Annotated in this window: 9 protein-coding genes; all 9 read left to right on the top strand. The window is 34.1% G+C overall.

Going from position 1 to position 7345, the window contains the following annotated elements:
* A partial coding sequence (locus tag ABYT26_RS17145; RefSeq protein WP_372756165.1) for a hypothetical protein occupies positions 1–322 on the top strand: 322 nt, incomplete at its 5' end.
* Between the two features lie 416 nt (positions 323–738).
* Positions 739–1194 carry a hypothetical protein gene (locus tag ABYT26_RS17150; protein WP_372756167.1) on the top strand — a complete coding sequence of 152 codons (456 nt, stop codon included), beginning with the start codon at positions 739–741 and terminating at the stop codon, positions 1192–1194.
* 89 nt (positions 1195–1283) lie between these two features.
* Entirely contained in the window at positions 1284–1760 is a 477-nt protein-coding gene (locus tag ABYT26_RS17155; RefSeq protein WP_372756169.1) for a helix-turn-helix domain-containing protein, read from the top strand.
* On the top strand, positions 1753–2190 hold the full coding sequence (locus ABYT26_RS17160; RefSeq protein WP_372756171.1) for a hypothetical protein: 438 nt from the start codon (positions 1753–1755) through the stop codon (positions 2188–2190). The genes ABYT26_RS17155 and ABYT26_RS17160 overlap by 8 nt, the downstream gene beginning before the upstream one ends.
* A gap of 165 nt (positions 2191–2355) precedes the next feature.
* Positions 2356–3192 (top strand): GIY-YIG nuclease family protein, encoded by an 837-nt coding sequence (locus tag ABYT26_RS17165; RefSeq protein ID WP_372756173.1) that lies wholly within the window; start codon positions 2356–2358, stop codon positions 3190–3192.
* A 16-nt stretch (positions 3193–3208) separates the two neighbouring features.
* A complete protein-coding gene (locus ABYT26_RS17170; protein WP_372756175.1) occupies positions 3209–4108 on the top strand; it encodes a hypothetical protein in 900 nt (299 codons plus the stop codon).
* Positions 4109–4168: 60 nt separating this feature from the next.
* Positions 4169–5737, top strand: a complete 1569-nt coding sequence (locus ABYT26_RS17175; protein WP_372756177.1) for a type I restriction-modification system subunit M — start codon at positions 4169–4171, stop codon at positions 5735–5737.
* Between the two features lie 75 nt (positions 5738–5812).
* Complete coding sequence (locus ABYT26_RS17180; protein ID WP_372756179.1) at positions 5813–6640, top strand: KilA-N domain-containing protein; 828 nt, start codon at positions 5813–5815, stop codon at positions 6638–6640.
* A partial coding sequence (locus tag ABYT26_RS17185) for a restriction endonuclease subunit S (protein WP_372756181.1) occupies positions 6633–7345 on the top strand: 713 nt, incomplete at its 3' end. The genes ABYT26_RS17180 and ABYT26_RS17185, both read left to right, overlap by 8 nt.

A 7345-nucleotide genomic window follows, 5' to 3' on the forward strand; every position in this document is an offset into this window, starting at 1 on the left:
CATCTTGAAATTTCTGAAAGAAGGCAAGACGGAAGAGGAAAATCAAAAAGCCATTAAAGACATTCTCAGCCAACTTCCCCAAATCAGCAGAGAAATGCATCTCTTTGTGAAATCATTGGATACACACAGCCAAAACATCCAAAAATGGCTCCAAAAAATCACTCCCGAAATCCCCCACGAAAATCTCAATCTATATCGCCGCAGCATCGCCTCATCTCAAGCAAATACCAATAGAGAATCTTCAAAGCAATCCAAAGAAGAAATCCTCCAAAGCTTTCAGCATTATGCCAATTCTCTTTTGCGAATACATAGCACTAAATAAATTGTTTTCATATTTTCAGGCTCATTAAAGTAGATCTTTTGTGCACCCATGTATTTGTGGTTAAAGGCTTGTTGTGTAGGTTGTTGGTTTGTATCTGTAGGTCTAAGTGTTAATAGGAATAAAAAAACCTGAAATGATTATGAGAAAGAAATATAGAGGTTCAATATGAATTTAATTTGCTGTTTTTATTCCAAATGTTTTGAGAAATCATACTTGAATTATGATCTGTTTTATTAATTTTAAATTCTTTTATTTTATTTATGAATGCGAAATCTTCAAATAATGACTTTGATTAATTACTAATGTCATTCATCAAAAATAAATGTTAAAAATAAATCTGTAAGTTGATTTTATGGAAATCATTCCTATATTTGAGGAGAATTTATACGCTATTAGATATCATGATGAGTGTACAGATGAGTTGGAACGACTCTTCGATTTATGGGATGATCCTGAATCTCTTTAAATTTTTCGAAGAACACAAGGCTGATCTTGGCTATTATGATGTATCAATCGAACAAGCTGTTATAGAAACCAGAAAAGAGGCACAAAGACTCAGCGATTCATTGTTAGAAGCCTATGAAGAAAACCCAATACAGTTAGAGTCCTTATTTAGGAACTTAATTAATAGTGAAGTTTATACAATCTCATTATCTAAACAGAAAACAAGGCGAAGGTGGCTGCGTTTATATGCAATTAGAATTGCTAAAAATATTTATCTTGTTACAGGTGGTGCAATTAAGCTTACATTAGAAATGAAAGATAGAGACCATACCAACCAGGAGCTCTTAAAACTTGAAAAATGCAAAACATTTTTAGAACAGAATGATGTATTTGATGATGATTCCTTTAAAGAAATGCTTAATGAGTAATAGTTGATGTTAGTAATAAACATCAAATTGTAAGCATTCATATCAATCTTGACTAGTGCTAAATGATTGGAACAATCAAACCCTAAAGCATGGAACCAAAAGAAAAATTACAAAACTTTAAAAAACTAGCTAGTAAAGAGAAATCTGGCTGGTTGAAGAAAGCAAAGCATCGTAGCAAAAATAAAGCTTGGTTAGATAAATCAGCTGGTATTGCTGTTCGTATATTATCAGAAATACGCAAGCAGAAGCCTGTTAATGGAATGAGTCAAAGAAAATTGGCTTTAGAAATGGGCGTTACACCTCAATACATTAATAAAGTGGTGAAAGGAAAAGAAAACTTGACCATCGAAACAATTAGTAAAATCGAAAATGTATTAGGAATTTCTTTGATGGAAATACCTTCATCTCATTTACGTACCGAACATTCGTATACAAAAACGGATATGACGGGAATAAAAAAATATAAAACCAAATCGGTTTGGTCAGGTAAATTAAAGTATGGTCCAAAAGAGATGTTGGTTGCAGATTGTGAATCATCATATAAGTTAACAGGAACACATGGATAAGAAACCACAAAAAATAGGATTTGCTCTAAATAAAGTTACAACGGAGCAGTTTGCTATTATCGAAGATGCATATTGTGATGGTGGAGACATCAGTTTAGAAACAAAACTAGGTTTTGGTGCTGATGTCGATAACAAAATGATTGCGGTATTTACAACTTTTATTTTTAAGTGTAACGATAAAGCCTTTTTAATTATTGAGGCTGGCTGTCATTTTAATATTAAAGATGACGCTTGGGAAGAAATGCTTGATGATGAAAAAAAATCTTTAACAGCACCCAAAGGTTTTATTCGCCACATGACTGTTCTAACAATTGGAACTGCACGTGGTATCTTGCATACAAAAACAGAAAATACAAGTTTCAATCAGTTTTTATTACCTACAATTAATGTGGCTGAAATTATTCAAGAGGATACTACGATAAACTTTTAGAAATAGATACAGAAAAGATGTAAAGAACATATTACTTAGGTTATATGTTCTTTTTTTTGGTCTGAATTATGATTGAATAACTTTATTGATAAATCACATTTCTTTTGTTCAATTTTACTTAAATTTGATCATCCCAAAATGTAAAACCTAGAAACAAACAGCAGAATGAGAGGAAAAACGATCCAGGTCTTCCTAACTGATGGATCTCCACGTGGAATAAAATTAGCCGAGATAACCTCTAATATCGAACAGGCCATTTTCATTCCTCGCTCCAAGATGAACGAAGCTTCAAAAAGAGAGGAAGTGAGTCGGCCAGGTGTTTACTTCCTATTTGGAAAAAATGGGGAAGACTCGAAGTCAATGGTTTACATTGGGCAATCTCGTAATTGTTTAGAGCGAATTAAAACCCACGATCAGAAAAAAGACTTCTGGAACTATGCGGTTCTCATCATTTCAAAAACCGAAAGCTTTACCCAAACTCATGTCGAATATTTAGAGGAGTTGGCAATTACCAAAGCTACAGAAGCAAATCGCTACGTCCTAGAGAATTCAGTCAATCCACGCAAATTTAAGGTACCCGAAACCATGGAAGCCGATTTGCTAGACAATTTCGATACCATTAAAATACTCCTATCAACTCTTGGCTTTCCAATATTTGATATCATCGCCAAAGAGGAAAAATCAAAAGAGATTCTCTACTGTAAAGGCAAAGAAGCTCATGCCGAAGGGGAGTACAAAGAGGATGGTTTTGTTGTTTTTAAAGGATCTGTAGCCAATAAAGAACTGGCTCCTGGTTGTAATAAAACAATTAGAAATCTTCGATCGAGTTTGATTGAACGAAAAATAATAATTGAAAATGAAGGGGTTTACATTTTTCAAGAGGATGAAATATTTAGTTCTCCAAGTTCTGCTGCAGCTCAAGTCTTAGCTCGTAATGCCAATGGCTGGACAGAATGGAAAGATAAAAAAGGGAAGACTTTGGATGAATTGAAAAGAAAGTAACTAACCTATAATATTTATGGATTATACTTTATATCATGACGAATCAAAAGTGGATGGCTTTTGGCATGGAATATTGTTAGTTCCTAATTCTAAAAAAGCAGAATTAATAAATTTATTAAATACTGTTAGGAAAAATACAAATTATCAGTCCGAACTAGGAATTAAAAAAGTAAAGAATGAACGGAGTAAAATTACGCGTTGCGCTTCTGGCTTTATTAATGTTGGTGTTGCTAGCTTAATTTCTAACAATAAAGGGAAACCTTATCCTATAGATTTATTTAGAAATGACAAAGGATCTAAAGAATATGAGACTTTATATCCAAATATAGGTGCAAAATTTATTCTCTTTCGTGAAAGAGATAACAAAACAGTTTTAGAAAATTATCCAGATTTTGGATCAATTGTTGAAACAACTTTTCGTTTTGGATTGAAAGGAGGCTTGCATTTCTTAGGCAATCATTCTGATACAATAATTATTACCGGCTTACATTTTGATGGACATGAACATTATAATAGATTACTTGATAGAAATCGTATTGTTAGTCGTTTGCATGGATTAAGGAGTTATTGTTCAATATCTAATGTGAAAAATATAATTGATGATAGAAAAAGCAATCATGAAAAAGAAGGTGCTCAATCTTATGAAGATTGTCAGTTGCTACAATTGGTAGATTTAATGATTGGAGCTTTTCGCAGTAACTTAGGCTTTGCTACAAAAGATTTACACAAAAAAATAGGATATCCTACTAGAATATTATTTGATAAATATTGTAAAGGTTATAAGAGAATGAGTAATAGTCGTTGGGCTAATAGTTTATGTTTTAGCCAGTGCCATCATTCCTCAGGAGGTTGGGTATTTGAGCAGTTAGAATTGAAGCAAGATATTAGAGAAAAACAATTGAATCTTGGATTATAACGAGTCTCCTTTTTCCCTACCTTTAACCCCATATTTTTCAATAAAAAAATTACCATATATATGTCCGAAGATCAAAAAAAACAACTAGAAGCCCAGCTTTGGGGAATAGCGAATCTCTTAAGAGGAAAGATAAGTGCAGATGATTACAGGGATTACATTCTTGGTTTTATCTTTTATAAGTATTTGAGTGAGAAGCAATATTTATACGCTAACGGATTATTGGTAGGCGAGAAGATTACCGACTATAAAAAAGTTGTTGACACAGAGACTTTAGATGCAATAAAAGAGGAATCCCTTTTGAAATTGGGTTACTTTTTACTTCCTCAAGAGTTGTTTTCTGAAATTGCTAAAAAAGGAAATGCCGATACCGAGAGCGAAAGCAATTACATCATTGAAGATTTGCAAGCAGTAATGACCCACATTGAGCAAAGTACAATGGGTACAGAATCGGAAGAAGAATTTACAGCTTTGTTCGAAGACTTGGATTTAACCTCTACCAAAATAGGTAGAACAGTTGGTGCAAGAAACGAAGTGATTGTAAAAATTTTAAATCATCTCGATAAAATAGATTTCAAATTAGAGGATCTAGAATCTGATGTGTTGGGTGATGCTTACGAATATTTGATATCAAAATTTGCTGCAGGTGCAGGAAAATCAGCTGGAGAATTTTATACGCCTCAACAGGTTTCTAAAATATTAGCAAAAATTGTAACCACCGGTAAAACAAAACTAAAATCGGTTTACGACCCAACATGTGGATCGGGATCATTGCTTTTGCGTGTTGCCAGACAGGTAGATGATGTGAGCGAGTTTTACGGACAAGAACTCAATCGTACCACCTACAATTTGGCACGTATGAATATGATTTTGCACGACGTGCATTTTCGTGAATTCGACATACAGCAAGAGGACACCTTGGAAAACCCACAACACCTCGATAAACGATTCGAAGCCGTAGTGGCAAATCCTCCATTTTCAGCTCATTGGAAAAGCGATGCCAACCCATTAAATAGCACCGACGAACGCTTCAGTCAATACGGGAGATTAGCTCCTAAAACCAAAGCCGACTATGCTTTTGTAACCCACATGGTGCATCAGTTAGCCGATAACGGCACAATGGCAACCGTATTACCGCATGGGGTTTTGTTTCGAGGTGCTGCCGAAGGTGTAATTCGCAGGTATTTAATTGAAGATAGAAATTATTTGGATGCAGTAATTGGTTTGCCTGCCAATATTTTCTACGGAACATCCATTCCTACTTGTATATTGGTTTTTAAAAAGTGTCGTGAGGTGGACGATAATGTGGTATTTATTGATGCCAGTGGTAGCGATAACTTTATTAAAGTAGGCAACCAAAACGAATTAAGAGATAGCGATGTAGAGAAAATTATAAATACTTATCGAAACAGAAAAGCTGAAGATAAGTATGCTTACCTTGCCACCTTAGACGAAATTGCCGAAAACGATTATAATCTGAATATACCGCGTTACGTAGATACTTTTGAAGAAGAAGAGCCTGTGGATATTAATGCAGTAATGCTGGAAATTAAGACCTTAGAGGCCAAACGCGCTGAATTGGATGTTGAAATTAATGGCTATTTTCAGGAATTAGGATTGACTTTTTCTTAGCAAGCAAATAAACGGGGCGCAATTTGCAATCTCGAGTAGAATCGGCAACAGATTGTGACCAGTAAAAAAAGAGAAATGAGCAAAACAAATAAAAAAATAGAAGTTAAGGGACAAGAAATTACTGTTTTTAACATGAAAGAACAAGATTTTATCTCTTTAACTGATATTGCAAAACATAAATCGGATGAGCCAAGCGCAGTGATTTCAAATTGGATGCGAAATAGAAATACCATCGAATTTTTAGGGATTTGGGAGTCATTATACAATCCCGATTTTAAACCCCTCGAATTCGAGGGGTTTAAAAAACAAGCCGGACTAAATGCTTTTACCTTATCTGCTAAAAAATGGACAGAAACGACTAATGCCAAAGGTTTTATTGTAAAATCGGGGAGATATGGTGGCACCTATGCCCACAAAGACATCGCTTTTAAATTTGCCAGTTGGATATCTGTTGAATTTGAACTTTACGTAGTTAAAGAGTTTCAGCGATTAAAAGAAGCGGAAACCAATGAATTGGAATGGAATGTAAAACGACAATTAACAAAAATAAACTATCGAATACATACCGATGCCATAAAAGAAAATTTAATCCCAAAGAATCTTACTCCACGCCAAATTAGCCATGTGTACGCTAACGAGGCCGATGTTCTAAATATGGCACTATTTACCAAAACAGCAAAACAATGGCGTGATGAAAACCCTGATAAAAAAGGAAATATACGCGACCATGTTAATATTTCCCAGTTGGTATGCCTGTCTAATCTTGAAAACATTAATGCTGTTTTTATAAACGAAGGTGTTTCTCAATCCGAGCGATTAACCAAATTGAACCAGATAGCTGTTAGTCAAATGCAGATATTACTTGCCGATAACTCACTTAATAAACTCAACGAACATGAATAGTAAAAAAAACCTTAATGTTCCAAATTTGAGATTTCCAGAGTTTGTTAGAGAATTAAGTCTTAAAAAACTTGAAGAAATCTCAACTTGGGCATCAGGAGGCACACCTTCAAAAGAAAATGCTTCATTTTGGAATGGAACTATTCCTTGGATAAGCGCATCAAGTATGCACGGAGTTGAATATTCCAATTCTAATTTAAAAATTACAGAAGAAGGCTTAAAATCAGGTTCGAAATTAGCAAAGAAAAATACTCTTCTACTTTTGGTTAGAGGTAGTATGCTATTCAATAGAATTCCAGTAGGAATAACAACTAAAGACGTTGCATTTAATCAGGATGTAAAATCTATTCTGATTGATGATAAGAAGGGAAATGCAAAATACATCCTCTATTGGTTTTTTCATTCTGAACAAAGAATTAAACACCTTGTTACAGGAACTGGTATAGGTGCAGGTAAGCTTGATATGTCTGATTTAAAATCATTAAAAGTAAAACTACCAACTATCCCTGAACAAATAAAAATAGCCACTTTTCTTACGTCTATTGATGAGCGAATTAACACTCAAAGCAAAATCATTGAGGATTATAAGTTGCTTAAAAAAGGAATAATGCAGAAAATCTTTAATCAAGAGCTTAGGTTTAAGGATGAAAAGGGTAATGATTTTCCTGAATGGAATGAAAAAAAAATAAGTGAAATTTTTGAGGTGAC

Origin of the sequence: Labilibaculum sp. (assembly GCF_041595635.1) — a bacterium.
Lineage (GTDB): Bacteria > Bacteroidota > Bacteroidia > Bacteroidales > Marinifilaceae > Labilibaculum.